The sequence below is a fragment of the Duganella sp. CF458 genome (assembly GCF_900113115.1).
GTDB lineage: Bacteria > Pseudomonadota > Gammaproteobacteria > Burkholderiales > Burkholderiaceae_D > Rugamonas.
This window is the reverse complement of sequence record NZ_FOOF01000003.1, coordinates 349,795-374,859: the sequence shown is the minus strand read 5'-3', so window position 1 is coordinate 374,859 and position 25,065 is coordinate 349,795. Positions and strand designations below refer to the sequence as shown.

The window sequence follows — 25,065 nt, the reverse complement described above, 5'->3', positions numbered from 1 at the left end:
TTGCGCTAGGCAATCTCCCTGGCGACGTGCGACGCCATCGATTTGGCCAGTTCCTGTTCGCCGATGAAGATGACCCCTGCGCGCTCGCTGCGTAGCAGGGCGGCTTCCTCCTCGCTGTGCGTGCGCACGGCGATCTTGATATCCGGATTCAGTGCACGCGCCGTTTCGATCATGGCGCGCACGTGGAAGGTGTCGGGCGTCGCCACCACCAGCATGCGCGCCTTGTGGATATGGGCCTGGATCAGCACCGCCGGCTCGCCGGCATTGCCGGCCACGGCGGCAATGCCTTGCTGGCGCAACTGGTCGACCAGTTCGCGGTTCTGCTCCGCCACCACGTAATCGATCCCCTGGGCCGCCAGTGATTCCGCAATATTGCGCCCCACACGGCCATAGCCTACCAGCACCACCTGACCTTCAAGTTTGGATTGCGCGGTCGACATCGGCAATTCCGCCAGCGGGTCGGCGGCGCGGGCGTATTGCGCCGCCAGCGCCTTGTTTTTGCCCAAGACACGCTCCAGCGGACCAGCCAGCAGGAACATCAGCGGGTTCAAAGCGATCGACAGGATAGCGCCGGCCAGGATCAGGCTCTGGCCTTCATGCGGCAGCAGTCCCAGAGAAATGCCCAGCGCCGCCAGGATGAAGGAGAACTCGCCAATCTGCGCCAGGCTGGCCGACACCATCAGCGCCGTGCTGGCTGGATAGCGCAGCAACACCACCAGCGCGAAAGCAGCAATCGATTTGCCAAACAGGACGATGGCGACTACGGCCAGCACGCGCAGCGGCTGTTCAACCAGGATCATCGGTTCGAACAGCATCCCCACCGAAACGAAGAACAGCACCGCGAACGCATCGCGCAACGGCAGCGATTCGTGCGCCGCGCGATGACTGAGCTCGGATTCGCGCAGCACCATGCCGGCGAAGAAAGCGCCCAGCGCGAACGAGATGCCGAACAGCACAGTCGCCGCGTAAGCGATGCCGACCGCCGCAGCGATCACGCACAGCGTGAACAGCTCGCGCGAATTGGTGCGCGCCACCTGCCACAGGATCCAGGGGAACAGCTTGCGGCCAACCAGCAACATGAAGCCGACGAACAGCGCCACCTGGCCGAGGGTGATGGCCAGCGCCTTGAGCACGCCGCCTTCGGCTGCAGCGTGGCCATGGCCCGCATCGCCCCCATTGCCGCCAAGCGCGCCCGCCAATGCCGGCAGCAGCACCAGCACCAGGACGGTCACCAGGTCCTCGACGACCAGCCAACCAACCGCAATGCGGCCGTTGAAGGAATCCAGGGTGCCGCGTTCCTCCAGCGCCCGCAGCAGGACCACGGTGCTGGCCACCGACAGTGCCAGGCCGAATACCAGGCCGCCACCCAGGCTCCAGCCCCAGAAATGCGCCAGCGCCATGCCCATGCCGGTTGCAGCCGCGATCTGCAGGATGGCGCCGGGCAAGGCCACCTTGCGCACCTCCCACAGGTCATCCAGCGAGAAGTGCAGGCCGACGCCGAACATCATCAGCATCACGCCGATCTCAGCCAACTGGCCGGCGATCGCGCTGTCAGCGACGAAGCCAGGGGTCGCGGGACCAATCAGGATGCCGGCTGCGAGATAGCCGACCAGGGCGGGGAGTTTGAGGCGGGTGGCGATGAAGCCGAATACGAGACCGAAGCCTAGGGCTGCGGCAATAGTGGTAATCAGGCTGACGTCATGGGGCATGCGGTGACTCCTTTCGCAAGAAGTATAACCGCATGCCCTGAATCCGATTCGGCCCGGCTTGCGTAAGTAGCCCTGTCGCCAGCGCGCGACCCCGTCCACTGTCAAAGGAGAAGGAACATGGCTACCGATATCAATCCAGTCGCAGGCGAACCAGCCGCAGGAGCCGGACGCATCGTCATCAACCTGCCCCCCACCGTGCTCGTTACGGCGCCCAATGGCGGCGAGGTGTTCCAGCCGGGCCAGCCTGTGCTGATCCGCTGGGACAGTTTCGACGCCGACGGCGGCGTGCTGCGGCACGATGTGCGCTTTTCCGCCGATGGCGGCCTGACGTTCAGCAATATCGTGACCGGCCTGTTCGGCGAAGTACAGAGCTATAACTGGATCGTACCGGCGACGCCCACCAGCCAGGGCCGCATCGAAGTCATCGCCTACGACCAGCTCGGGCGTAGTGGCCGCGACCGCAGCAACGGCAATTTTGCCATCGGCGGCAGTGCCGTTTCCAGCATCACTTCGCTGCAGCCCGCTACCCTGCGCGCGGGCGAAACGACGCAGGTCAGCGTGGCTGGCACCGGCCTGGCGCTCGATGCTTTCGCCTACCAGGTGGTGAGCGCCGCCGGCGCCGGCGTGCCCGGCGTGCTGGTGCTGGGGGCATCCGGCTCCAGCACCAGCGTGTCCTTGGTGGTCGACGTGGCGTCCGGCACGGCAGCAGGCAGTTACCAGCTACGCATGCAAAGCCCGGGCGGGCCGGTCATGGCGCCGCTGGCGATCAGCGCAGTAGCCGCCTCGCCCGCGCTGGCCGTCATGCCCGCCAGCCAGAGTGTCACTGCCGGCGGAAATGTCAGCTACCAGGTCAATATCTCGCCGCCCGTCACCAGCGGCAGCGTCAGCCTTGCCGTCAGCGGCCTGCCTGCGGGCGCCAGCGCCGCCTTCACGCCCAATCCGACCGGCAGCAATGCGGCCACGCTGAACATCGCGACCGGCAGCGCCACCTTGCCAGGCACCCGCCAACTGACCGTCAGTGCCAGCGCGCCCGGCGTGCAAATCGCCTCGGCAACCATCGGCCTCACGGTGCAAGCGCTGGTGGTTTCGAGCTGCACGCTGGCGGCCGATCCCGCCGTGCTAACTGTGGTGCGCGGCCAGTCGGCCAGCAGCAGCATCGCGCTCATGCGCAGCAACTTCAGCGCACCGGTACAGTTGGCACTCAGCGGCCTGCCGCCGGGCGTCAGCGCCGCCTTCAGCCCCAACCCGGTCGCGGGCAATAATGCCACATTGACCCTTCAGGCCGCGCCGGACGCGCCGGCCGGCAACAGCACACTGCGCGTCGATGGTTCGGCGACCGGCATCAGCATTGCAGGCGTCGACCTGGCGCTGACTGTCGCGGCCGGAACGGCGCAGCCGGTGCCGGGCATCCCGATCCCGGCAGGACAGACGCTGCTGGCGACGCGTTTCGCCACGCGGCGCAATGCCGCCAACGGCCAGCTGCAGCAACAGGCCGGCATCCTGACACAAGGCGCCAATGCCAACGGCGTGCGCTTCAGCCTGCTGCGCACCTTTGTGGAAGGCAGCGATGCACCGGTCCTGCAAATCCAGCGCATGGGTAGCAACCGCTACACCGACTTCCGCTTCGTCGATCTGGCAGGCAACGGCAATGCCTACCTGGCCTGCGTCAGTGAGAAGAGCCAGGACGACGATACTGCCGACCTGGTCTCGCAAATACAGATCCGCGAGCCGCAGCAGGGAGCGGTGGTGCAGGGCGTGACCCTGGCATCCACGGTACGGCCGTTTGGCTCGACCCAGGTCAGCACCATCAACCCCGACTTTGGCGGCATGGCAACGCTGCGCATCGGCAGCCAGGAATACCTGGCCGTCATCCCGCAGAACAGCTTCGCCACCATTGGCCAGGTGGTCACATCCACCATGCTGTACTTTTTCCGCTTTGCCAATGGCAGCGTGCAGCGCGCCGACTTCACCCTTGGCGAGCAGCCCGGAGGCGCCACGGTGCAGCGCGCAATGCTGGCGGCCGGCACGCTGGGCGGCAGCGGCGCCAAGAGCTTCCTGGTGTTCTCCAAGAACCTGTTGCTGGTGATGGATCCGGTCAGCGGCCAGCGCGTTGCCCAGCGCACGGTCGATGTGGACCTGAATAATCCCGATGCCACCGACGTTCCCAACCCACCGGGCAACACGGTGCAATCCACCCCGGGCGGGCGCCGCTATGGCCAGTTCCGCCTGGCCGATATCCGCGGCGGCGCGGGACAGGAAATCCTGATTGCAGCGCACAGCCTGCCCAAGCCGAACAACAGCTTCCCCGAAGGCTTGCACGGGATGTACACCACCTTGCCCACGATCCAGCCTGGCTCCACAGGGTTTATCCAGCCGGTATGGGGGCCGCCCGCGGCGCCAGGCAATAGCGAGCGGCGCTACCGCTTCTTCCGCGACGCCACCAAGAAGCCGGACGACCGCTCGCCCGAACTGAAACGCCTGACGTTCGCGAATGGCGCACTGCTGCTGGGCGGCACGCCGCCATCCGGTATCGACGACCTGGGTGACGGCCTGGTGTCGATGGTGGTGAGCGATGCGCCGCCGACTGCCGTACCGGCAGGCACGCCCACCATCCAGCTGCTGGATGCCACGACCGGCATCAACAAGCTGAACGCCGCCTATGCCGGCGCGGTTGCCCTCGAAGTGCTGAAAATTCCGAACGGCCCCGCCCGCATCATTGCCTGGGGCGGCCTGGCGGCACAGCAACCGTATGCCGCCGGGCGGCTGCAGGTATTGCGCTACGACCAGTTCGCCCGCGCCCTGCTGCCCATGACGCGCGCCAATGGCATTCCAGGCGAGTTCGAACAGGGCCGCCAGCCCGTGCTGCTCAGCTTCCGGACGTTGGACCGCCTGCCGGAAGACCTGGGTGTATCCAGCGACCGCCTGGCGCTGTTCATGGCCACGCCGCAGATCGGCGCGGTGCGGACCTTCCTCGCCAGCCGCAACGGCGAGCCGGGGACGCTGGAGGCCTATGATATCGACACCCTGGAACGGGTCCCGGCGGGTAGCCGCATGGAGCTGGGGCGGGGCAGCCAGTTGCTGACCATCGTCGACGGCTTGCCGCTGACGGCAGCGGAAACCATCCTGCCCGGTTCCGCTTTTGTGGTGCAGGAGACGGCAGCCGATGGCAGCCAGGTGATCCGCTTCAAGCGCGTCACCCCCGACGGCCGCCTGATCGCCGCCCGCCTGTAAGAAGCAAATGAAAAGTCGGGGTCAGGTTAAAAAAATGGGGACGTACCCCATTTTCGGCTGCGCCGATAAATGGGGTACGTCCCTATTTTTTAACCCGGCCTCGACTTTTATCTTAGGCTTTGCGGACGACGACGGAGCCGATGGAGTAGCCGGCGCCGAAGCTGCAGATGACGCCGTAGGCGCCGGATGGCAAATCGTCCTGGTGCTTGTGGAAGGCGATGATGGAGCCGGCCGACGAGGTGTTGGCGTAGGTGTCGAGGATCACCGGCGCTTCCAGCGGCTCGGCGTCGCGGCCGAGGATGGTGCGGGAAATCAGCTGGTTCATGCTCAGGTTAGCCTGGTGCAGCCAGAAGCGGCTCATCTGCTCAACCTTCAGGCCGGCGCGGTCGATCGAGTCCTTGATCATTTGCGCTGCCATCGGACACACGTCCTTGAACACCTTGCGGCCCTGCTGCTTGAACAGCTTGTCCGGCGCGCCGATGCCGTCTTCGTCGAAGCGGTTCATGAAGCCGAAGTTGTTGCGGATGTTGTTGGAGAAGCTGGTCTTCAGCTTGGTGTCCAGGATGTCCCACTGGTGCTGGGACACGGCGCCTTCCTTGGCTTCCACGATGATCGCGGTGCAGGCGTCGCCGAAGATGAAGTGGCTGTCGCGGTCGCGGTAGTCCAGGTGGCCGGAGGTGATTTCCGGGTTCAGGATCAGCACCGCGCGGGCCTGGCCGCTCTGCACCGCGCCAACAGCGGTCTGGATGCCGAAGGTGGCCGACGAGCAGGCCACGTTCATGTCAAAGCCGAAGCCGTCGATGCCCAGCGCCTGCTGCACTTCGACCGCCATCGCCGGATAAGCGCGCTGCATATTGGAGCAAGCCACCAGCACCATGTCGATGTCGGCCGGGTTGCGGCCGGCGCGGTCCATTGCCTGGCGGGCTGCCGCCACGCAGATCTCGGCTTGCAGCGACAGTTCCTCGTTGCTGCGCTCTGGAATGCGCGGCGTCATGCGCTTGGGGTCCAGGATGCCGGTCTTTTCCATCACATAGCGCGATTTGATGCCCGATGCCTTTTCAATGAAGCCGGCGCTGGATGGCTCCAGGGCGGTCATCGTGCCGGCCGCGATGGCGGCGGCGTTTTCCGCGTTGAACAGTTCCACGTAGGCGTTGAAGACGGTCACCAGCTCTTCATTGCTGATCGAGTTCGCTGGGGTAAAGAGGCCGGTTCCGCTGATGACGGCTTGTTTCATGATCAATATTTCTTTCTTAGAATGGGTCAGGCGACCGGTAAGATGGCCGATTTTACCGCATCTGCAACGAAAAACGGCGCCCCTGGGGGCGCCGCCTTCATCTTTGCTAGCTTTATTTTTTGGGTGGCGGGTCCAGCTTGACCAGCTTGGATTCGGCCTTGGCCAACTGCACCGGAACCCCTTGCAGGTGGTTCAGCGCCTGCTTGAGCTGGAAGTCTTCCCCGCTGCCGTATTCCAGCGGCTTGCGCTTCTTCTCGGCAGCCAGGATACGCATCTGCTCTTCCAGTTCATCGCGCTGGGCCTTGCCAGCTTCCTGCTCGCGGTCGTTGGTCAGGTGCTTGGCCAGGTCGGCTTCGCGCATGCGCAAGCTGTTCAGGCCGTCGCCATCCTCGTTCTCGTCCACCGCCAGGTCAGGGGAAATGCCCTTGGCCTGGATCGAGCGGCCATGCGGCGTGTAGTAGCGCGCGGTGGTCAGCTTCACGGCGGTATCGGAGGTGAGCTGGCGAATGGTTTGCACCGAGCCCTTGCCGAAGGTTTGCGAACCGATGATGGTGGCGCGCTTGTAATCCTGCAGGGCGCCGGCCACGATCTCGGAGGCCGAGGCGGAACCGGTATTCACCAGCACTGCCATCGGGATGTGCTTGACTGCTTCCGGCAGCTTGGCCAGCGGATCGCCATCGCCGCGCAGCGAGTAGTATTCGGCGCGGCCGTAGAAAATCTGTTTGGAATCAGGCAACTGGCCGTTGGTCGAGACGATCGGGGTGTCTTTCGGCAGGAACGCTGCCGCCACGCCGATCGCACCTTGCAGCACGCCGCCCGGGTCGTTGCGCAAGTCCAGCACCAGGCCTTTCAGGTGCGGGTCCTGGCGATAGAGTTCGGTGATCTTGGCCGCCAGGTCATCCACCGTCGGTTCCTGGAATTGCGAGATGCGCACCCAGGCATAGCCCGGCGAGACCATCTTGGCCTTGACGCTTTTCTGGTGGATTTCTTCGCGGTTCAGGGTGAATTCCAGCGGCTGCGGCTCATCCTTGCGCATGATGGTCAGCATTACCTTGCTGCCCGGCTCGCCGCGCATCTTTTTGACGGACTCATCCAGGCTCAAGCCTTTCAGCGAGGTGGTGTCCAGGCGGGTGATCATGTCGCCCGGCTTGATGCCGGCGCGGTAGGCTGGGGAATCCTCGATCGGGGCCACGATCTTGATATAGCCTTCGTCGCCTTGGGCAATCTCGATGCCGAGGCCGACGAACTTGCCCTGCGAGCCTTCCCGCAGTTCGGCATAGGCTTTCTTGTCCAGGTAGGCGGAGTGCGGGTCAAGCGAAGCGACCATGCCGGCGATGGCTTCGGTCAGCAGCTTCTTGTCTTCCACTGCTTCCACGTAGTCGGATTTGATCAGGCCGTACACATCGGCGAGCTGCTTGAGTTCTTCCAGCGGCAGGGCAGGATCGACCTGCTTTTGTGCCATCGCGGAAAACTGCAGGGATACCGCTACCCCCGCGACTACGCCAAGGCCGATCAGGCCAGCGTTCTTGAGTTTCTTGCCCATGTATCACCTGTTCCAAATACAGCGGTTAACTCGTCCGCCATTGGATTTCAGTATAAACCTGATTTCCAGCAATCGTAGCTGCCAGCATGGAATAAATCCCTGCAAAAGCCACGATAAATTCATAACTTTGTAGGTGTTTGCCAATGTGTTTACCAGAGTAAGTATTTGTAAGAAAAACCGGGCGACCGGGGTGCCGGGCCTACACTGGTTTCGCTATTTCTCTCTACCCTAAAGTGGTTTATGCCTGCGGCACCCCCGCGGGCATCTTTTTTTCCGGAGCAAGTATATGAAACTGATACGCACTGCCCGTGCCGCCTGGCTGGTGTTAGCCATGGCTGTCGCCCCGGCCTTTGCGGTGCCGGTCATGGACATGCGCGCCGAAGACCTGCTGCCGATGGCATCCGAATTCCGCAAGTCCCTCAACCTGAACGCCAACCAGCAGACCCTGTGGGCCAAGGTGGAGGGGCAGAGCAAGGCGTTGTTGCGCGAACGCAAGTCCCGCCGCGAGCGCCTGCAGGAGGCGACCAAGCAAGGTTTGCAGTCACAGAGCGTCGAATTACGCGATCTGCAGGCGGGACTGGAAGCTGAACAGGCCGCCACGGCGGCCGAGGACCGCCAACTGCGCGAATGGTGGCTCGGCATTAACGATGCGCTGGATGACGGCCAGCGCCAGGCGGCGGCAAAGTTCCTGGTGGATCAACTGATCCGCATGGAGGAGGGGCCCGGGGGCGGCCGCGAGCGTCCGGCCGGCGAGGAAGGCAGCCACCGTGGCGGACATGGCGGGCGCGGCGGCATGGGTGGCGGGATGGGCGGTCCCGGTGCCGGCGGCGGGCGCGGCATGTAAGTATCTTTAAGTAACATTGGCGGAGGCCCTGTGCCAGCCGCCGGGGCGGGGATTACAATGCCAGCGCGGCGCCAACCGGCCTGCCGCGCGCAACATTGTTCATTCATGAAGAAGCTGATCCCTTTCGCCATGGTCTCCCTGGGCGCGGCCTCCGGCGCCAACGCCCAGCAGGAACCAGTCAAACCCGCCGACAAAGTCATCCCCCAGGTCACCATCAGCGGCGGCCGCCAGGACGATATGACGGAGCGCCGCAACTCCACGGCGGGCAAGCAGGTGTTCGGCCGCGAAGAACTGGACCGCAATGGCGACAGCAATATCGGCGATGTGCTGAAACGCCTGCCGGGCATCACCCTCGGCGGCCGCGCCGGCCGTGGCGGCGAAGTGCGCATGCGTGGCCTGGGCAGCGGCTACACCCAGGTGCTGGTGAATGGCGAACGCCCGCCGGCCGGCTTCTCGATGGAATCGCTGGCGCCCGACCAGGTCGAGCGCATTGAAGTCATGCGCGGCCCGGTGGCGGAACACAGCACCCGCGCCATCGCCGGCACCATCAACATCGTGCTGCGCGACGGCTACCAGATGCGCGATATCCAGGTGAAGGCCTCCGACCGCATCGAGCAAGGCCGCCATTCGCCCGAACTGTCGGTGACCGCACCGGGCAAATCGGGCGCGCTGGCCTACACCTTGTCGGCCTCGGTCAACTACAACCGCCAGCACGACAGCAGCAGCACCCACAACACGGAAATCGAAGCCGACGGCGACCTGGCCAAGGAACAATTGCTCGACAGCGAGAGCAGCGGCAGCAACAAGGGCCTGCACCTGACGCCGCGCTTGTCCTACAAGTTCGAGAACGGCGATACGCTGAACTTCCAGACCTTCCTGATGCACCAGAAGTCGCACAGCGCGGCGCAGACCAACCTGTCGCAACCAGTGGGCAGCCAGCCGCCAGAATACAACCTGGCGCAGCAGACCAATGACGGCGACGTCACCTTCCTGCGCGGCTTCGGCAACTGGGTGCACCGCCTGCAGGGCGCCAGCAAGCTCGATGTGAAGTTCGGCTTTGGCCTTGGCAAGCGTGACAGCGACGCGCTACGCTACCAGTACGACACGCAAGGCACACTGCTCGACCGCTTCACCGATACCGACAACACGCGCGACAAGAGCCTCAATACCGGTGGCAAGTACACCTCGCCGATCGGCGCCGGCCATTTGCTGGCGGCCGGCTGGGATCTGGAAGCCAGCCACCGCGAGCAGGTGCGCATCTCGCTGGACAAGAACGGCAACGCCCAATTCGCCGATTCCGGCGACAACCTGGCCGCCGACACGCGCCGCGCCGCCCTGTTCGCACAGGATGAATGGGACATCACACCGCAATGGTCGGCCTACGTCGGCGCACGTTGGGAAGGCATCCGCACCACGTCCGACCGCAACAGCGGCACCGTCAGCAACACCAGCAAGGTATTCAGCCCGCTGCTGCACGCGGTATGGAAAATCCCCGGCTACGAAAAAGACCAGGTGCGCGCCAGCCTGACCAAAAGCTACAAGTCGCCCAATGTGCAAGACTTGATCGCCGCGCCATCCCTGTCGCGCCTGAACAGCGCCACCAGTCCGGACCGCACCGGCAACCCGAACCTGAAACCGGAACTGGCCACCGGCCTCGACCTGGCGTACGAGCACTACCTGGGCCGCAGCGGCATCGTCAGCGTCAGCGGTTTCGTGCGCAACATCGACAACCTGATTCGCCGCGAACTCACGCAGCAGCAAACCGAGTTGGGCCTGCGCTGGGTTTCTTCGCCGGCCAATATCGGACACGCCCGCACCAGCGGCATTGAACTGGAAGCCAAGTTTGCGCTGTCCGAGCTGATGGACAATGCGCCGCAGATCGATTTCCGCAGCAACTACAGCCGCTTCTGGTCCAAGGTCGACGGCATTCCGGGTCCGGACAACCGCCTCGACCAGCAAGCCAGGCAGACGGCCAACCTGGGCATGGACTACCGCCTGAAAGACATTCCCCTCACGCTTGGCACAAGCTACAACTGGACGCCGGTGATCCGGACCCGGACCAGCGACAAGCAAGTGGTGGAAACCAGCCGCAAACGCGTGCTGGACATGTATGCGCTGTGGCGTTTCGACAGCCGCACGCAAATCCGCATCAGCGCCAACAACCTGCTGGCGGATGATGCAACCGGGTACAACCTGGTCAACGCAAATGGGCTCGCCGCACAGGCGGCCACGCTGAACCCCACATACACCCAGTGGAGCGTTCGACTTGAATCCAAATTCTAAAGGGACAAAGAGAGTGAAACGACATATCCTGAGCACCATCACCCTGAGCCTGATGGCGGCATTTGCCCATGCAGGCGGCCACGAAGGCCACGATCACACGTCGGCCCCGACTTCCGGCATCGACACGCGTTACATCGACAAGAGCGTGCGCGCCCAGGACGATTTCTTCCAGCACTTGAACGGCGAATGGCTGCGCAGCACCGAGATCCCGGCCGATAAATCGAGCTGGGGTTCGTTCGCCAAGCTGCGCGACGACACCCTGTTCCAGCTGCGTGACCTGATCCAGGGCCTGCAGGGCAAGAAAGGCCTGAAAGGCGACGACGCCAAGATCGCCGCGCTGTACGCCTCCTACATGAACGAAGCCAAGCTGGAAAAGCTGGGCGCCAAGCCGCTGGCCGGCGAGCTGTCCAGGATTCGCGGCCTGAAAGACAAGAAGGGCATGCCATCGCTGATCGCCCACTTCAACAAGACCGGCGTGCCTGCGCCGTACGGCGTGTTCGTCAGCCAGGATGCGCGCAACTCGACCCAGTACGCCGCCCACATGAGCCAGTCCGGCCTGGGCCTGCCTGACCGCGAGTACTACCTGAAGAAAGACGATGCCAAGATGGCGGACGCGCTGGCTAAATATGAGCTGCACGTGGCCAAAGTACTCGGCCTGGCCGGCAACAAGGACGGCGCCGACAAAGCCAAGGCCATCGTCGCACTGGAAACCGAGCTGGCGAAAGTGCAGTGGTCCCGCGTCGAGAACCGCGATCCGGTCAAGCGCTACAACAAGATGGAAATCAGCAAGCTGGCCGAAAGCGCGCCAGGCTACGACTGGCAGGCCGCCCTGGGCGCCACCGGCATCGCCGCCAAGACCGACAGCGTGATCGTGGCGCAGCCAAGCTACATGACCGAATTCGCCAAGCTGGTGGAAAGCACCCCGCTGGAAACCTGGAAGGCCTACTTCGAATGGCACCTTCTGCGCGACGCTTCGCCATACCTGTCGAAGGATTTCGACCAGGCCAACTTCGCCTTCTACGGCACCGTGCTGACCGGCGTGACCGAGCAGCAGCCGCGCTGGAAGCGCGGCGTGGGCGTGGTGGAAGGCGCGATCGGCGAAGGCATGGGCAAGCTGTACGTGGCCAGCCACTTCCCGGCCGCGCGCAAGGCGCGCATGGAAGAACTGGTGAAGAACCTGCTGGTGGCCTACAAGCAGAGCATCGACAGCATCGACTGGATGAGCCCTGAGACCAAGAAGCAGGCGCAGGAGAAGCTGGCCAAGTTCACCCCGAAAATCGGCTACCCGAATAAATGGCGCGACTACAGCAAGCTGCAGTTCAAGGAAGGCGACCTGATCGGCAATATGGGCCGCGCCGCCGAATTCGCCTACAACCGCAACCTGGCAAAGCTGGGCAAGCCGATCGACAAGGAAGAATGGGGAATGACCCCGCAGACGATCAATGCCTACTATCGTCCAACCGCCAACGAGATCGTGTTCCCGGCCGCCATCCTGCAGCCGCCGTTCTTCGACATGAAGGCTGACGATGCGGTGAACTACGGCGCCATCGGCGCGGTGATCGGCCACGAAATTTCGCACGGCTTCGACGACTCCGGCTCGCAATACGACGGCGACGGCAACTTGCGCGACTGGTGGACGGCCGAAGACCGTGCCGCCTTCAAGGTCAAGGCGGACGCCATGGTCAAGCAGTACGGTTCTTACGAGCCGGTGCCTGGCTATAACATCAACGGCAAGCTGACCCTGGGCGAGAACATCGCCGACAACTCGGGCCTGGCGATTGCCTACAAGGCGTACAAGATCTCCCTGGGCGGCAAGACCTCGCCGGTGATCGACGGCCTGACCGGCGAACAGCGCGTGTTCATGGGCTTCGGCCAGGTATGGCGCACCAAGATGCGCGAGCAGCAGGCCATCGTGCAGATCAAGACCGACCCGCACTCCGCCGGCCGCTTCCGCGCCAACGGCACGGTGGTGAACCAGCCGGCCTTCTACGAAGCCTTCGGCGTCAAAGAAGGCGACAAGATGTACGTCAAGCCGGAAGACCGCATCATCATCTGGTAAGCATTGTTTTGCTAAAAAGCCACGCTACAGCGTGGCTTTTCTTTTAACGTTTCATCCTGGCGTGCTAGAGTCGCGCGATACCGTCACATCTACCTAGGAGGGTAACCTTGAAACGCAAGATCCTGAGCGCCGTCATCATCGGCCTCTTCGCTGCCAATGCCGCCATCGCGGCCGGCAAGCCAGCACAAAAATCCGGCATCGAAGCCGCCAACATGGACAAAGCTGTCCGTGCCCAGGATGACTTCTACCAGCACCAGAACGGTACCTGGCTGAAGAACACCGAAATCCCGGCCGAGCGTTCCACCTGGGGCACCTTCGTGCAACTGTCCGACACCGTCCAGGCGCAACTGCGCACCCTGATCGAAGAAGCCGCCGCCAAAGGCGGCAACGCCGATGCCAAGCGCGTCGGCGATATGTACGCCGCCATGATGGACGAAGCCCGCGCCGAGCAGCTGGGCATCACCCCGCTGGCCGGCGAGCGCGCCCGCATCGCCGCCCTGAACGACAAGAAGCAACTGGCCGCCCAGTTCGCACACTTCTCGCGCATGGGCGTGAGCAGCCCGTTCGACGTCGGCATCCACCAGGACAACAAGGACTCGACCCGTTATGTGGCCGACCTGTCCCAGTCCGGCCTGTCGATGCCTGACCGCGACTACTACCTGAAGAAAGACGACGCCAAGCTGGCCGATACCCTGGCCAAGTTCGAAACCCACGTGGCCAAGATGATGGCGCTGGCCGGCGACAAGAACGCCGCCGCCACCGCAAAGGCCGTGGTCAACGTCGAAACGCGCATCGCCGAGATCCAGTGGACCAAGGTCGAGCTGCGCGATCCTGTCAGGGCCTACAACAAGTACGAGATCGCCAAGCTGAAAGAGCTGATGCCCGGCTTCGACTTCGACACCTGGTTCGAGGGCGTGCATATCAAAGGCAAGGTGAAAGACGTGATCGTCAGCCAGCCGACCTACCTGCAGGCGCTGGACAAGGTGATCGCCGACGTGTCGATGGAAGACTGGAAGGCCTATATGGACTACCGCTTGCTGGCGACCCTCTCGCCAGAGCTGTCCAAAGCCTTCGTCGACGAGAACTTCTCCTTCTACGGCACCACCCTGAGCGGCGCCACTGAATTGCGCCCACGCTGGAAGCGCGCGGTGTCCCTGACCGAAAGCTCGATGGGCGAAGCGGTCGGCAAGCTGTACGTGGCCAAGCACTTCCCGCCGGAAGCCAAGGCCCGCATGGAAAAGCTGGTGAAGAACCTGCTGCAAGCCTTCAACCAGAGCATCGACACCCTGGAGTGGATGGGCCCTGCGACCCGCAAGGAAGCCCACGCCAAGCTGGCCAAGTTCACCACCAAGATCGGCTACCCGAACAAGTGGCGCGACTACAGCGCGCTGGAAATCAAGCGCGACGACCTGGTGGGCAACGTGATCCGCTCGAGCCAGTTCGAACATGAACGCAATATCAACAAGCTGGGCAAGGCGATTGATCGCGACGAATGGCTGATGCCACCGCAGCAGATCAATGCTTACTACAACCCGGAGATGAACGAGATCGTGTTCCCGGCCGCTATCCTGCAGCCGCCGTTCTTTGACATGAAGGCGGACGACGCGGTCAACTACGGCGGCATCGGCGCCGTGATCGGCCACGAAATCTCGCACGGCTTCGACGACCAGGGTTCCCAGTTCGATGGCGACGGCAACCTGCGCAACTGGTGGACCGAGGAAGACGGCAAGCGTTTCAAGGAGCGCACCGGCATCCTGGTCAAGCAGTACGGCGAATTCGAAGCGCTGCCAGGCTACAAGGTCAATGGCGAGCTGACGCTGGGCGAGAACATCGGCGACAACTCCGGCCTGGCCGTAGCCTACAAAGCCTACAAGCTGTCGCTGAAGGGCAAGAAGGCTCCAGTGATCGACGGCTTCAGCGGCGACCAGCGCTTCTACATGGGCTGGGCCCAAGTGTGGCGCACCAAGTACCGCGACGCGGCGCTGATCTCGCGCGTCAAGGCCGACCCGCACTCGCCGGGCCCGTTCCGCACCAACGGCACCCTGCGCAACCAGCCAGGCTTCTACGACGCGTTCGGCCTGAAGGACGGCGACAAGCTGTACCTGGCCCCGAAAGACCGCGCCATCATCTGGTAAAAAGTCAGGTGTCAGACCCTGCGGGTCTGACACCGGTTTACCGGCTCCAAAGGACCCCGAAATGAAAAAACACCTGATCGCCGCCGCTGCCGCGGCGCTGCTGGCCACCGTTGCCGGCGCCGCCGAAATTTCCGGCATCGAACTGCAATACGTCGACCCTGCTGTCCGCGCACAAGACGACTTCTTCAAGCACCTGAACGGTAAATGGCTCGCCACCGCCGAAATCCCGGCCGAGATGTCGAGCTGGGGCGTGTTCGAAAAGCTGTTCGAAGACATCCAGCCGCAACTGCGCAAGATCATCGAAGACGCCGCGCAAAGCGCCGACACGGCCGACAAGAAGCGCATCGGCGACTTCTACGCCGCCTTCATGGACGAAGCGCGCTTGGAGCAACTGGGCGTCGCCCCGATCCAGGCCGAGTTGGCCCGCATCGCTGCCCTGAGCGACAAGAAGCAGTTGCCGGCCCTGTTCGCGTACCACAACCGCCGCAACCTCGCGGCGCCGATCGACCTGGGCATCCACCAGGACAACAAGGATTCCACCAAATACGTGGTCGACTTCGTGCAGTCCGGCCTGGGCATGCCGGACCGCGACTACTACCTGAAAAAAGACGACGCCAAGATGGCCGAGACGTTGGCCAAGTACCAGGCCACCGTCGAGAAAATGCTGGCGCTGGCCGGCGACGCCAATGCCGCCGCGAACGCCAAGGCTATCGTCGCCTTCGAAACCAAGATCGCACAACTGCACTGGAGCAAAGTCGAGCTGCGCGACCCGGTCAAGGCCTACAACAAGGTACCGGTCGCCAAGCTGGGTGGACTGATGCCGGGCTATGACTGGAACGCCTACCTGCATGGCCTGGGCATTGCTGGTAAAGTCGACTACGTGATCGTCAGCCAGCCAAGCTACCTGAAAGCGCTGGACAAGCTGCTGGCCGAAACGCCGCTCGAGACCCTCAAGCCATACTTGGCCTGGAACGTGATCCGCCACAACGCGCCATACCTGTCCAAGGCCTTCGTCGAAACCAATTTCGAGTTCTACGGCAAGCAACTGGGCGGCGCCACTGAAATGCGCCCACGCTGGAAGCGCGGCGTATCCGCCACCGAGGACGCGCTGGGCGAAAGCATCGGCAAGGTCTACGTCGAGCAGCACTTCCCGGCAGCCAACAAGGCGCGCATGGAAGAGCTGGTGAAGAACCTGCTGGCAGCCTACAAGGACAGCATCGACAAGCTCCCTTGGATGAGTGCCAAGACCAAGACGGAAGCGCAAACCAAGCTGGCCAAGTTCACGCCGAAAATCGGCTACCCGAACAAATGGCGCGACTACAGCGCGCTGACCATCGACCGCAACGACCTGGTCGGCAATGTGACCCGCGCCACCGAGTTTGCGGTGCAAAAGGAACTGGACAAGCTGGGCAAGCCGATCGATCGCGACGAATGGGGCATGACGCCGCAAACCGTCAACGCCTACTACAACCCGGAGCTGAACGAGATCGTCTTCCCGGCCGCCATCCTGCAGCCGCCGTTCTTCGACGCCAACGCCGACGACGCGGTCAACTACGGCGCGATCGGCGCCGTGATCGGCCACGAGATCTCGCACGGCTTTGACGACCAGGGCGCACAGTACGACGGCGACGGCAACCTGCGCGACTGGTGGACCAAGCGCGATCACGTCAACTTCAAGGCCAAGACGCAGATGCTGGTCAAGCAGTACAACGCCTTCAGCCCGGTCAAGGGCTACAAGGTCAATGGCGAGCTGACGCTGGGCGAGAACATCGCCGACAACTCCGGCCTGGCGATCGCCTTCAAGGCCTACAAGCTGTCGCTGGGCGGCAAGCCGGCGCCGGTGATTGACGGCTTTAATGGCGAGCAGCGCTTCTACCAAGGCTGGGCGCAAGCATGGCGCGCCAAGTCGCGTGAAGCGGCGCTGATCCGCCAGGTCACCACCGACCCGCACTCACCCGAAGAATTCCGCGCCAACGGCACCCTGCGCAACCAGCCAGGCTTCTACGACGCGTTCGGTGTGAAGAAAGGCGACAAGATGTACCTGGCGCCGAAAGACCGCGTGATCATCTGGTAATACCGCCAGTGCGGTGTCTGACCCTGCGGGTCAGACACCGGTTTACCGGTTCTGGAAAGGCAAAAAAAAAACCGCTCGAAATCGAGCGGTTTTTTTATACGCGGCGAGTTATCAGCCCTTGTTCGGCTCCACAGCCGGCGCCTCGGCAGCCGGAGCAGCCTGCTTAACCTCAGGCTCCTTGAACTTGCCGCCAGACTTATTCGCCATGAACACGACAGCGCGAGCCACTTCCACATCATCCAGATCCGGGTTGCCGCCCTTGGCAGGCATCGCCTTCAGGCCTTCGATAGCGTGCTTCACAACCGTGTCGTAACCCTGAGCAATACGAGCACCCCAAGCGGCGTTATCGCCAACTTTAGGAGCACCAGCAGCGCCGGAGCTGTGGCAAGCCGCGCAAGTAGCGGTATACACCGCTTCGCCGGCCTGCAGTACTTTAGGAGCGTTCACGTCCTTCAGGGTGAAGCCGGTATCCGCAACAGGCTTCAGACGAGCAGCAACCGCTTCCGCACTTTGGCTTTCAGAACCCGCGCCAGTCAGTTTTTCCTGGGTCACAAACTGCACCAGCAAAACGATGCCAATGATGGTAACAGCGAAGAAACCTACAACGGCAGCGACCAGCTGCTTAGGCGTTCTGATAGCGGATTCGTGGCTCATGATTTCCTTAGGACAGTTTTTCGAAGCTGTTGGAGGGTTATCTGTTTGGCATTTTTTATGCCGGGCCCTCGTCAAACCTGCGATTATAGACGGAAACCCCTAGCTATGGAATGGATTTCCGGCTATCCTTCGTGTCTCTTCAGCATCAGCAAAGCGGCTGTAGCTCAGTGGATAGAGTATCGGCCTCCGAAGCCGAGGGTCGTGGGTTCGATCCCCGCCAGCCGCGCCACATTCCTTACGTCTTCCCCCTTATTTATTCATCGACGCCGTTCGGGCCGAGTTCGCATCCCTTGCGTCGCCGACCGCTTCAACCGGATTGTTCCAAAGTTTCACGCTTCGGTTGCGTCGGCCTTGGCCAATCGTTAATATTATGTAAATTTTGTTAACCCAGGGTTGGCGCAAGCATGCTGGATGTCTTGATTACTGTCGATGTGGAGATCTGGTGCGGTGGTTGGACGGATATCGATGCCCGCTTCCCGGACGCTTTCCGTCGCTACATCCATGGCCCCACGGCCGGTGGCGACTATGGCTTGCCTTACCAACTCAAGGTACTGTCCGACCATGGCTTGAAGGGCGTGTTCTTCGTCGAACCGCTGTTCGCCGCCCGTTTCGGGCCGCAGCCGTTGGCAGAGATTGTCGGCATGATCGAGGCGGCTGGACATGAGGTGCAGTTGCACCTGCATACCGAGTGGGTGGACGAGGCACGCGAGCCGCTGTTGTCGAATGTGGCGGCGGGAAAACGCCAGCACCTGCGCTATTTCTCGCTGGACGAGCAAACCATCCTGATACGCAAGGGCAAGGCCATGCTGGAGCAGGCCGGGGCCACGAACGTGAATGCTTTCCGGGCCGGCAGTTTCGGCTTCAACCGCGATAGCCTGCATGCGCTGGTGGCCAATGGCCTGCCGTTCGACAGCAGTTACAACGCTACCTTGATGGGCCCCGACAGCGGCGTCATGCCCGGCACCCTGATGACCGACCCGGCCAATTGCGACGGCGTGACCGAGTATCCGATGACCGTCTACCGCGATGGTCGCGGCCTGCGTCACGCGCAATTGACGTCCTGCTCGTCAGCCGAGTTGGAAGGCTTGCTGTGGCAATCGCTGGAGCAGGGCCGGCAAGCCTTCGTCCTGCTGTCGCATGGCTTTGAAATGTTAAACACAGCCAAGACCCGCAGCGATCCGGTCGTGGTGCAGCGTTTCCGCCGCCTGTCCCGTTTGCTGGAGCAGCGCAGCGACTGCTTCCGCACCGGTGGCTTTGCCGGCCGCCAGCAAACCGCGCCCGGCGTCCAGCACGGGCCGCTCAGTTCGCCATTGCACCGCACAGGCATGCGCATGCTGGAGCAGGCTTATCGCCGGAGGTATGGATGAGCCGCTGGGAATTGCGCCAGGTGCCGTTCCGCTTCCAGCTCAGCGACCTGACCCTGGGCAGCTGGGCATTGCCGCTGCAAGTTCGGCCGGAAAAGCTGGGTGCCCCGGTACGCCGCGCGCAAGCGATGCAGGCCCCGGTGCACGAGCTGCTGCCAGGCAGCCAGGGCTTTGTCGAGCGCGGTGTTCCCTTGGAGGAGCAGGCACTGCCGTTCCGGACGGCCGGCGACTACCTGTGTTACGTGCCGCAGCATTACCGTCATTGTTTCATCGACCTGGGCATGGGCTTTGCGGCCTACCAGGCCAAGTTTTCGTCCAAGACCCGCGCCACCATCGTGCGCAAGGTCCGCAAATTCGCCGAACAGACGGGCGGCGAGCTGCGCTGGCAAAGCTATCGCACCCCGGATGAAATCGACGCCTTCCTGCAACTGGCCGTGCCGCTGTCGCGGCGCACCTACCAGGACCGGCTGCTGGACGCCGGCTTGCCATCCAGCGCCTCGTTCCGCCAGCAGGCCCGCAACTGGGCGGCCGACGACCAGGCGCGCGCCTATCTGCTGTTCGACGGCGAGCGGGCGGTGTCTTATCTGTTCTGCCCCGCCAGCGATGGCGTGCTGAGCTATTCCTACCAAGGCTATGACCCGGAGTACATGAAGCTGTCGGTCGGCACCGTGCTGCAATGGCTGGCGCTGGAAGACCTGTTCAACGAAGGCAAGTTCCACTACTTCGACTTCACCGAGGGGGAGACCGAACACAAGCGGCTGTTCGCCACCGAGCAGCGCCTGTGCGCAAACGTCTTCCTGGTGCGGCGCAGCCTGCGCAACAGCCTGCTGCTGCGCGCGCACTTCGCCATGAACCTGCTGTCCGGGTGGCTGGGCCGCGTGGTCGAGCGTTTCGGCCTGAAAGCGCGCCTGAAGCGCATGTTGCGCTTCGGCCGGGTCGCTGCAGTATGAAGGCCCTGCTCAAGCAATTGGCGCGCGCCATGCTGGGCGACTATTCCATCTATCGCATACTGCGGCGCAGTGCGGCGGCCGGGCCCGCGCCGCTTCCGCCGCAGGCGGCCGCGTTTGACATCGGCCCGGTGCAGCGCGCCGAGATCGAGGCTTGCGCCGACCCGGAACTGCGCGCACAGGCTTTTTACGCCGGCGAGGGCGCCTGCGCGTATGCCTGCCGCGATGCCGGCCAGATCGTCGGCCTGTGCTTTTACTGGTACGGCGAACGCTACCGCCCGCGCGGTTTCTGGCCCCTGCAGGACAAGCAGGCCAAGCTGGTGCAGATCATCACGTCGCCGGCCATGCGCGGACGCAAGGTGGCGCCGGCCTTGATTGCCGCCTCGGGCGCCGACATGACGGCGCGCGGTTTCGACTGCCTGTTTGCGCGGGTGTGGCATAACAACCACCCGTCCCTGAATGCGTTTGCCGCTGCCGGCTGGTCGCGCTGCGCCCTGGTGGTGGAGCTCAATCCCCTGCGCCTGGCGCGGCCCTGGCGCCTGCGCTTTCCCTGAGCCGGCCCCGATACTTCGCCCGTTGTAAGTTTTTCATGCAAGAATACGAACTCGACCTTCCAGGTGCCGCGACATGATGAACAAGCCGAATCTTGACCTGCTGCGCGCGGTGGCGGTGCTGTTCGTGCTGTTCTCGCATGTGTTCCGCACGGCCTACGGGCATGCCACGCCGGCCTCGTACGCCATGGGGCAGCTGGGCGTGATGGTGTTCTTTGTGCACACCAGCCTGGTGCTGATGCAGTCGCTCGAACGCCAGCAAGCCAGCGGTACGGCCTTGTTCAAGCGCTTCTATATCCAGCGTATTTGCCGCATCTATCCCTTGTCGATGACCCTGGTGCTGGGCGTCTATTTCCTGATGGACCAGCAGTGGACCTATGGTGAGTTGTTCGCCAACCTGGCGCTGGTGCAGAACCTGACCTACACGCGGCTGATGAGCGACCCGCTGTGGTCGCTGCCGTTGGAAGTCCAGATGTATGTCATGCTGCCCTTCCTGTTCGTCCTGTTCCGCAACAAGCCGGTCAAGTACTTGTTTGCCTTGTGGCTGCTGTCGTTGCCGGTGGGGCTGTTGCCGCCGATCGTTTCGCCGCGTTTTAACGTGTTGTCGTATGTGCCTTGCTTCCTGGGTGGGGTGATTGCCTGGCGCCTGGGAGAGCGGGAACGGCTGCCCGCCTGGCTGTGGCCGCTTGCCCTCGGCGTGGCCAGCCTGGCCTACATACTGTTTGCCGAGACCCGAACCAATTACTATTCGCGCTGGGCCGTCTGCCTGGCACTGGGGTTGGCGATCCCGTGGGTGCGCCAGCTGGGCACGCCTGCGCTGAATGCCGTGAGCAAGTGCATCGCCAAGTACAGCTATGGCATTTACCTGTTCCACTACCCGATGCTGGCCCTGTGTTTCGACACGCTGGACGGCAGCCAGCCGCTGCTGCAATGGAGCCTGTTCTGGGTCCTGATGGTGGTGCTGCCTTATCTGGGCTACCACCTGATCGAGCATCCGATGATCAGGCTGGGTGCCGCCTGGCGCGAACCCAAGGGGCTCGGCGCGCGCCAGCTTACCGGCGCATGATGCAGCGCAAAGCCTGAGCTTCCATCGTGGTGCAGACTGAAATTCCTGCACCACGCGACGGGAGCCATGATGCTCAAGCCGAACCTGGATCTGCTGCGCGCACTGGCCGTGTTGCTGGTCTTGGCAGCGCATATTGCCGGCTATACCATCCGCACCACGCCCGTCTCGTTCGCGCTGGGCCAACTGGGCGTCATGCTGTTCTTCGTGCACACCAGCCTGGTGCTCATGCAATCGCTGGAACGCCAGCAGTTGTCGGGCGCGGCCCTGCTGCGCAGCTTCTACCTGCAGCGTGCTTGCCGCATTTATCCGTTGGCCGCAGTCCTGCTGCTGGGGATTTACTGTTTCGCGGATGGGCAGTGGACGCCGTTCGAGCTGGCGGCCAACCTGTTGCTGGTCCAGAACCTGGTGTACGCGCGCTATATGTCCGTGGTGTTGTGGACGCTCTGCCTGGAAGTGCAGATGTACCTGCTGCTGCCGCTGCTGTTCCTGCTGTTCCGGCGGCGGCCGCTGCGCTGGCTGCTGGCGCTGTGGCTGCTCTCGATCCCGCTGGCCTTGGTGCAGCCGCTGGTGACCGCGCGCCTCAGCCTGTTCGAGTTCGCGCCCTGCTTCCTGGCTGGGGTGCTGGCCTGGCGCATGCAGGGCCGGCAACGGTTGCCGGGCTGGTTGTGGCCGCCATTGCTGGCACTGGCCTGCGCGGCGTTTGTCGTCTATGCGGAGCCGCGCGCCAACAACTATGGACGCTGGCTGGTATGCCTGGCGGTCGGGCTGGCACTACCCTGGGTGCGCGAGCTGGCGGCGCCGCCGCTGAATCGCGCCAGCAAATTCATCGCCAAGTACAGTTATGGCATCTACTTGTTCCACCCGCCACTGATGGGGCTGGCGTTTCGTACCCTGGAGGCGCTGCACCCGGTCTGGCAATGGAGCTTGTTTCTGTCCTTGCTGGTGTTGTTGACCGGCCTGGGCTACCACCTGGTCGAGTTGCCGATGATACGGCTGGGCGCGCGCTGGAGCGCGGCCCGGGCCGGCGCCGGGGTGGCGGCGCCTGCCGGCTAGGCCAGCGGGCGCGCCGCCAATTGTTCCGGCGTCGCGTAGATGGTCAGGTTGTCGTCGGCCATCTGGCGCAGGTGGTCGAAGAAACCGCGCGCTGGGATCCACCATGATGGCGCTTCGCCCACCTGGCCGGCATGCAGCAGGCCGCTGCGCTTGAATTCCGCCATGAAGTAGTCGCGCAGGTCTTGCCGCGAGCGATGGTCGATGCGGCGTTGCGCCAGCGCGGGATCGAAAGGACGCAGCGGCACGTCGCTGCGCTGGCCGGCCTGGTCGATGCAGGGCAGGTGGAACGTCTCCTGGCCCCACACCGGGACCGGGAAGGCGTCACCCATCGCGTCTTCCAGCACGTGATAGAAAGTCACCGGGCCCATCGAAATCCCCAGGCCGAGCACCTTGGCGTTGTCCAGGCCGACGAAGCGCTGCCAGGGCGAGCCTTCGCCGAAGACCGACGGGGCGCGGTGATGGGCTTCGGTCAGGTAAGCCGCATGGCGGCCCCAGGCGGAAACCGAATGCGTCGGATGCACGCTGCGCGCGATGCCGGGGCTGGCCAGGAAAGCCTCCGGCAGACGGCCCATATTGGTGCCGTGCTTGCGTACGTCGAACACATAGTCCTGCATCTCGCAGGTGCCGCGGATGGAGCCGCCCGGCATATAGTAGGTGGGCAGCACCAGCGTGCCTTGCGGCCCGACCGCTTCCTGCAGCGCCTGCACCACGGTAGCCGCGCCGCCTTCCACATAGCCCAGGCTCTTCAGCGACGAGTGGATGAACACGGCATCGCCTTTGGCAATGCCGAGCCGGGCCAGGCCGGCCACCAGTTCGTCGCGGCTGACATGGCGTTGCGTCTGCTTGACTTCCCTGGCGCTGCTGCGCCGGCGCAGCCGTTCCAGCACGGCCTTGGCCAGGCGCTTGGCTTGCTTAAGCATTGCGCGCTTTCAGCAGGTCTTGTTCCAGCAGGTTGGCGTCGATGCAGAACTTGGCGGCCCAGTTCAGGAATTCGTATTCGCCGTAGGCGCCGTCGACCGGAAACGCGCCCTTGACGGCGCCGCGTGTTTCCTTCGCGCCGTCGACCTTGATGGTGCGGCGCACGTACTGGTTCAGGCGGCGGGCGGTGTCGAAGTAGCGCGGTTCGCCGGTCAGCTGGTACAACAGGAACAGGCAGTGCGCATTCTGCACCGACCCGGTCAGGCAGGCCCAGGTGGCGGCAGGGCGCCACTGGCTGTCCAGGCGGCCGGGCAGGAAGCCGTCGGGGCCGACCACGTCGAGCAGGGCGCGGCCGGTGCGCAAGGCCGCCTCCAGCAATTCAGGGCGCTGCGACAGCAGATGGCCTTCCAGCACCCCGCGCAACACGTAGCCGATGGTGTGGCTGAGCGGATGCACCGGGTCGTTCAGGCAATTCGAGGCAAACCAGCCGTTGGGCTGCTGCTTGGTCAGCGCCCATGCCACCTGGCGCAGGCCGGCGTCGCCGTAGCCGTGGCCCGGCGCCACCCGCTCGGCTTCGAACAGGCCCCAGGAAACGTGGGTCTCATACGCTTTCTCGCCCGGCTTGGCGAACGGGGTGGCGTGCTTGCGCCAGCAGCCATCGGCGTCGAGCGAATCGCGCAGCCAGGCGGCGGCGCGGTGCATGGCATCGAGGTACTTGGGGTCGCCGTATTCCCGGGCGCCGGCGGCCAGGCCGAGCAGGATCTGGCCGGTATTGAAGGTCACCGGCACGCGCGGGTTGGAATCGATGCGGCCGCCCTGGAAGCCGCCTTCGGGGAACTGGATCGCGACGAACCAGTCCAGCATGCGGCGCGCCCGCTGGTGCAGTTCGGCGCTACCCTGGCGGCGCGCCAGCTCGATCACCGTCGGCACGATATAGCCGGTGGTTTCCGGGTACGAGGTGGCCCAGCCCTTGACCAGGCTGAAGTCGCGCGCCACGCCGCCATCGGCCGAGGCCGAATGGTCCTGGGCCGCGCCCAACCAATCGGTGCAGGCGGCCAGCACGGCGTCGATGCCGGGATCGTCGGCCGGCAACCCGCGCCGGTCGCTTGCGCGCTCGGCCACGGCGCCCAATGGCAGCGCTGCCTCGGGAGTGAGTTTGTTCTTGATCGACCGCAGGAGCTGGAGCATTTTATTTCCGTTAAATGTTGTCAATTGACCATCACGATCATGCCAGCCGTCCTGGTGACTGTCAATTTCACGATTGCCGGCATCATATCATTAAGATAATATGCTGGACGTTTTGGCAATCCCGTGCCGGGCTGCTGCGCTTGCGGTGCCGCGCCCGCTCACTTATCCTGATTGCAATCCCTTTCCCGCCACGCCATGATGCCCTCGATAAC

The 25,065-nt window shown here is 63.6% G+C and carries 17 protein-coding genes and 1 tRNA gene; 12 read left to right on the top strand and 6 right to left on the bottom strand.

All coding sequences use genetic code 11. The features are described 5' to 3' along the window. Positions 1-5 precede the first annotated feature (5 nt). Positions 6-1,709 (bottom strand): cation:proton antiporter domain-containing protein, encoded by a 1,704-nt coding sequence (gene ybaL / locus BM269_RS06845; protein WP_090436255.1) that lies wholly within the window; start codon positions 1,707-1,709, stop codon positions 6-8. A 117-nt stretch (positions 1,710-1,826) separates the two neighbouring features. On the opposite strand from ybaL, the gene BM269_RS06840 reads away from it, so the two are divergent. Next, positions 1,827-4,940 carry a COG1470 family protein gene (locus tag BM269_RS06840; protein WP_090436254.1) on the top strand — a complete coding sequence of 1,038 codons (3,114 nt, stop codon included), beginning with the start codon at positions 1,827-1,829 and terminating at the stop codon, positions 4,938-4,940. 112 nt (positions 4,941-5,052) lie between these two features. On the opposite strand, the gene BM269_RS06835 is transcribed toward BM269_RS06840, so the two are convergent. Both BM269_RS06835 and BM269_RS06830 read right to left on the bottom strand, forming a co-directional pair. Then, positions 5,053-6,174: a beta-ketoacyl-ACP synthase III gene (locus BM269_RS06835; RefSeq protein ID WP_090436308.1), complete on the bottom strand. Its 1,122-nt coding sequence runs from the start codon at positions 6,172-6,174 to the stop codon at positions 5,053-5,055. A gap of 112 nt (positions 6,175-6,286) precedes the next feature. Continuing rightward, positions 6,287-7,717 carry a S41 family peptidase gene (locus tag BM269_RS06830; protein WP_090436253.1) on the bottom strand — a complete coding sequence of 477 codons (1,431 nt, stop codon included), beginning with the start codon at positions 7,715-7,717 and terminating at the stop codon, positions 6,287-6,289. Positions 7,718-8,003: 286 nt separating this feature from the next. Between BM269_RS06830 and BM269_RS06825 the strand changes: the two genes are divergently transcribed. The 5 genes from BM269_RS06825 to BM269_RS06805 all read left to right on the top strand — a co-directional run bounded on the left by BM269_RS06825 (position 8,004) and on the right by BM269_RS06805 (position 17,112). Next, the gene (locus BM269_RS06825; RefSeq protein ID WP_090436252.1) at positions 8,004-8,561 is read left to right on the top strand and encodes a hypothetical protein; all 558 of its coding nucleotides are present in this window, start codon (positions 8,004-8,006) and stop codon (positions 8,559-8,561) included. 105 nt (positions 8,562-8,666) lie between these two features. Beyond that, the gene (locus BM269_RS06820; protein WP_090436251.1) at positions 8,667-10,844 is read left to right on the top strand and encodes a TonB-dependent receptor plug domain-containing protein; all 2,178 of its coding nucleotides are present in this window, start codon (positions 8,667-8,669) and stop codon (positions 10,842-10,844) included. Positions 10,845-10,896: 52 nt separating this feature from the next. After that, a complete protein-coding gene (locus BM269_RS06815) occupies positions 10,897-12,903 on the top strand; it encodes a M13 family metallopeptidase (RefSeq protein ID WP_170860303.1) in 2,007 nt (668 codons plus the stop codon). Between the two features lie 107 nt (positions 12,904-13,010). Further along, entirely contained in the window at positions 13,011-15,038 is a 2,028-nt protein-coding gene (locus BM269_RS06810; protein ID WP_090436249.1) for a M13 family metallopeptidase, read from the top strand. A 61-nt stretch (positions 15,039-15,099) separates the two neighbouring features. Continuing rightward, the gene (locus tag BM269_RS06805; protein WP_090436248.1) at positions 15,100-17,112 is read left to right on the top strand and encodes a M13 family metallopeptidase; all 2,013 of its coding nucleotides are present in this window, start codon (positions 15,100-15,102) and stop codon (positions 17,110-17,112) included. Between the two features lie 111 nt (positions 17,113-17,223). Here the strand turns inward: BM269_RS06805 and BM269_RS06800 are convergent, their stop codons facing one another. Further along, positions 17,224-17,766, bottom strand: coding sequence for a c-type cytochrome (locus BM269_RS06800; RefSeq protein ID WP_090436247.1), 543 nt, complete (start codon positions 17,764-17,766; stop codon positions 17,224-17,226). A gap of 153 nt (positions 17,767-17,919) precedes the next feature. Between BM269_RS06800 and BM269_RS06795 the strand changes: the two genes are divergently transcribed. The 6 genes from BM269_RS06795 to BM269_RS06770 all read left to right on the top strand — a co-directional run bounded on the left by BM269_RS06795 (position 17,920) and on the right by BM269_RS06770 (position 22,747). Then, a tRNA-Arg gene (locus BM269_RS06795) sits at positions 17,920-17,995 on the top strand. A gap of 175 nt (positions 17,996-18,170) precedes the next feature. Continuing rightward, on the top strand, positions 18,171-19,133 hold the full coding sequence (locus BM269_RS06790) for a polysaccharide deacetylase family protein (protein WP_090436246.1): 963 nt from the start codon (positions 18,171-18,173) through the stop codon (positions 19,131-19,133). Beyond that, positions 19,130-20,080, top strand: coding sequence for a GNAT family N-acetyltransferase (locus BM269_RS06785; RefSeq protein ID WP_090436245.1), 951 nt, complete (start codon positions 19,130-19,132; stop codon positions 20,078-20,080). Before BM269_RS06790 ends, BM269_RS06785 begins: the two co-directional genes overlap by 4 nt. Then, positions 20,077-20,631, top strand: coding sequence for a GNAT family N-acetyltransferase (locus BM269_RS06780; protein ID WP_090436244.1), 555 nt, complete (start codon positions 20,077-20,079; stop codon positions 20,629-20,631). Before BM269_RS06785 ends, BM269_RS06780 begins: the two co-directional genes overlap by 4 nt. Positions 20,632-20,704: 73 nt before the next feature. Beyond that, the gene (locus BM269_RS06775) at positions 20,705-21,694 is read left to right on the top strand and encodes an acyltransferase family protein (RefSeq protein WP_090436243.1); all 990 of its coding nucleotides are present in this window, start codon (positions 20,705-20,707) and stop codon (positions 21,692-21,694) included. A 66-nt stretch (positions 21,695-21,760) separates the two neighbouring features. After that, positions 21,761-22,747, top strand: coding sequence for an acyltransferase family protein (locus tag BM269_RS06770; RefSeq protein WP_090436242.1), 987 nt, complete (start codon positions 21,761-21,763; stop codon positions 22,745-22,747). On the opposite strand, the gene BM269_RS06765 is transcribed toward BM269_RS06770, so the two are convergent. Beyond that, on the bottom strand, positions 22,744-23,667 hold the full coding sequence (locus BM269_RS06765) for an AAC(3) family N-acetyltransferase (protein ID WP_090436241.1): 924 nt from the start codon (positions 23,665-23,667) through the stop codon (positions 22,744-22,746). The genes BM269_RS06770 and BM269_RS06765 overlap by 4 nt on opposite strands. Further along, on the bottom strand, positions 23,660-24,853 hold the full coding sequence (locus BM269_RS06760; RefSeq protein ID WP_090436240.1) for a hypothetical protein: 1,194 nt from the start codon (positions 24,851-24,853) through the stop codon (positions 23,660-23,662). The genes BM269_RS06765 and BM269_RS06760 overlap by 8 nt, the downstream gene beginning before the upstream one ends. Positions 24,854-25,065 lie beyond the last annotated feature (212 nt).

Bases quoted from the DNA above. Each gene is read 5' to 3' on its own strand.
- BM269_RS06765 (WP_090436241.1), bottom strand. From the start codon at position 23,667: ATGCTTAAGCAAGCCAAGCGCCTGGCCAAGGCCGTGCTGGAACGGCTG.
- BM269_RS06785 (WP_090436245.1), top strand. From the start codon at position 19,130: ATGAGCCGCTGGGAATTGCGCCAGGTGCCGTTCCGCTTCCAGCTCAGC.
- BM269_RS06830 (WP_090436253.1), bottom strand. From the start codon at position 7,717: ATGGGCAAGAAACTCAAGAACGCTGGCCTGATCGGCCTTGGCGTAGTC.
- BM269_RS06800 (WP_090436247.1), bottom strand. From the start codon at position 17,766: ATGAGCCACGAATCCGCTATCAGAACGCCTAAGCAGCTGGTCGCTGCC.
- BM269_RS06815 (WP_170860303.1), top strand. From the start codon at position 10,897: ATGGCGGCATTTGCCCATGCAGGCGGCCACGAAGGCCACGATCACACG.
- BM269_RS06790 (WP_090436246.1), top strand. From the start codon at position 18,171: ATGCTGGATGTCTTGATTACTGTCGATGTGGAGATCTGGTGCGGTGGT.
- BM269_RS06820 (WP_090436251.1), top strand. From the start codon at position 8,667: ATGAAGAAGCTGATCCCTTTCGCCATGGTCTCCCTGGGCGCGGCCTCC.
- ybaL (WP_090436255.1), bottom strand. From the start codon at position 1,709: ATGCCCCATGACGTCAGCCTGATTACCACTATTGCCGCAGCCCTAGGC.
- BM269_RS06760 (WP_090436240.1), bottom strand. From the start codon at position 24,853: ATGCTCCAGCTCCTGCGGTCGATCAAGAACAAACTCACTCCCGAGGCA.
- BM269_RS06780 (WP_090436244.1), top strand. From the start codon at position 20,077: ATGAAGGCCCTGCTCAAGCAATTGGCGCGCGCCATGCTGGGCGACTAT.
- BM269_RS06770 (WP_090436242.1), top strand. From the start codon at position 21,761: ATGATGCTCAAGCCGAACCTGGATCTGCTGCGCGCACTGGCCGTGTTG.
- BM269_RS06840 (WP_090436254.1), top strand. From the start codon at position 1,827: ATGGCTACCGATATCAATCCAGTCGCAGGCGAACCAGCCGCAGGAGCC.
- BM269_RS06805 (WP_090436248.1), top strand. From the start codon at position 15,100: ATGAAAAAACACCTGATCGCCGCCGCTGCCGCGGCGCTGCTGGCCACC.
- BM269_RS06775 (WP_090436243.1), top strand. From the start codon at position 20,705: ATGATGAACAAGCCGAATCTTGACCTGCTGCGCGCGGTGGCGGTGCTG.
- BM269_RS06825 (WP_090436252.1), top strand. From the start codon at position 8,004: ATGAAACTGATACGCACTGCCCGTGCCGCCTGGCTGGTGTTAGCCATG.
- BM269_RS06835 (WP_090436308.1), bottom strand. From the start codon at position 6,174: ATGAAACAAGCCGTCATCAGCGGAACCGGCCTCTTTACCCCAGCGAAC.